This is a genomic window from Streptomyces sp. ACA25 (assembly GCF_028200735.1).
GTDB lineage: Bacteria > Actinomycetota > Actinomycetes > Streptomycetales > Streptomycetaceae > Streptomyces.
In genome coordinates, this window is sequence record NZ_JAQKPV010000061.1 from 1 (window position 1) to 1,410 (window position 1,410).

Sequence of the window (1,410 nt, forward strand, 5' to 3'; positions counted from 1 at the left end):
GTCGGGGTGTGGGGTGTGGGGTGGTGGGTTGGGGGGTTTGCCGGTGGTGCCGTTGGTGGTGTCGGGGAAGTCGGCTGGTGCGTTGCGGGATCAGGCGGGTCGTTTGTGTGGTGTGGTGGGTGGTGGTTCGTTGGTGGATGTGGGGTGGTCGTTGGCGTCGACGCGGTCGGTGTTTGAGCATCGTGCGGTGGTGTTGGCGGGTGCGGGTGCGGGTGCGGGTGCGGGTGCGGGTGCGGGTGCGGGTGTGGTTGATGGTGTGGAGGGTGTGGTGGGTGTGTTGGGTGGTTTGGGGCGGGGTGAGTTGGTGCCGGGTGTGGTGGTGGGTTCGGGTGGGGTGGGTTCGGGTGGTCGGCGGGTGTTTGTGTTTCCGGGGCAGGGGGCGCAGTGGGTGGGGATGGGTGCGCGGTTGTTGGAGGAGTCGGGGGTGTTTGCGGAGTGGATGGGGCGGTGTGAGGAGGCGTTGTCGGGGTTTGTGGATTGGAGTTTGTTGGATGTGGTGCGGGGTTCTGGGTTGTTGGAGCGGGTGGATGTGGTGCAGCCGGTGGCGTGGGCGGTGATGGTGTCGTTGGCTGAGGTGTGGCGTTCGGTGGGTGTGGTGCCGGATGCGGTGGTGGGTCATTCGCAGGGGGAGATTGCTGCTGCGGTGGTGGCTGGGGTGTTGTCTTTGGAGGATGGGGCGAGGGTGGTGGCTTTGCGTTCTCAGGTGATTGGGCGTGAGTTGGCGGGTGGGGGTGGTATGGCGTCGGTGGCGTTGCCGGTTGAGGAGGTTGAGCGGAGGTTGGTGTCCTGGGGGGGTCGGGTGGGTGTGGCGGCGGTGAATGGTCCGGTTTCGACGGTGGTGTCGGGTGATGCGGGTGTGGTGGATGAGTTGGTTGGGGTGTGGGGTGCGGAGGGGGTGAGGGTGCGTCGGGTGCCGGTGGATTATGCGTCGCATTCTGTTCAGGTGGAGGGGGTGCGGGGTGAGTTGTTGGATGTGTTGGCGGGTGTGCGTCCTGGGGTGGGTGTGGTGCCGTTTTATTCGGCGGTGGAGGGTGGGGTGGTGGAGGGTGGGTGTTTGGATGCGGGGTATTGGTTTCGTAATTTGCGGGAGCGGGTGTGTTTTCGGGAGGTGGTTGAGTGTTTGTTGGCTGATGGGTTTACGGGGTTTGTGGAGAGTAGTGCTCATCCTGTGCTGGTTCCGGGTATTCAGGAGACTGCTGAGGCGTTCCAGTCGGAGTCGGGGGAGTCGGGGGAGTTGGGGTCGGTTGTGGTGGTGGGGTCGTTGCGGCGTGATGATGGGGGGCTGGATCGTTTTCTGAGGTCTGCTGCTGAGGCTTTTGTTGAGGGTGTTGATGTTGATTGGGCGGCTGTTTTTGGGGGGTCTGGTGCCCGGGTCGTCGATTTGCCGACGTATCCGTTCCAGCACCAGCA

The 1,410-nt window shown here is 64.1% G+C and carries 1 protein-coding gene; it reads left to right on the forward strand.

The annotated features are described in order from the left end of the window. Positions 1-244: 244 nt before the first annotated feature. Positions 245-1,410 (forward strand): acyltransferase domain-containing protein (locus PJ985_RS23150; RefSeq protein WP_333909894.1); only part of this gene is annotated, 1,166 nt, incomplete at its 3' end.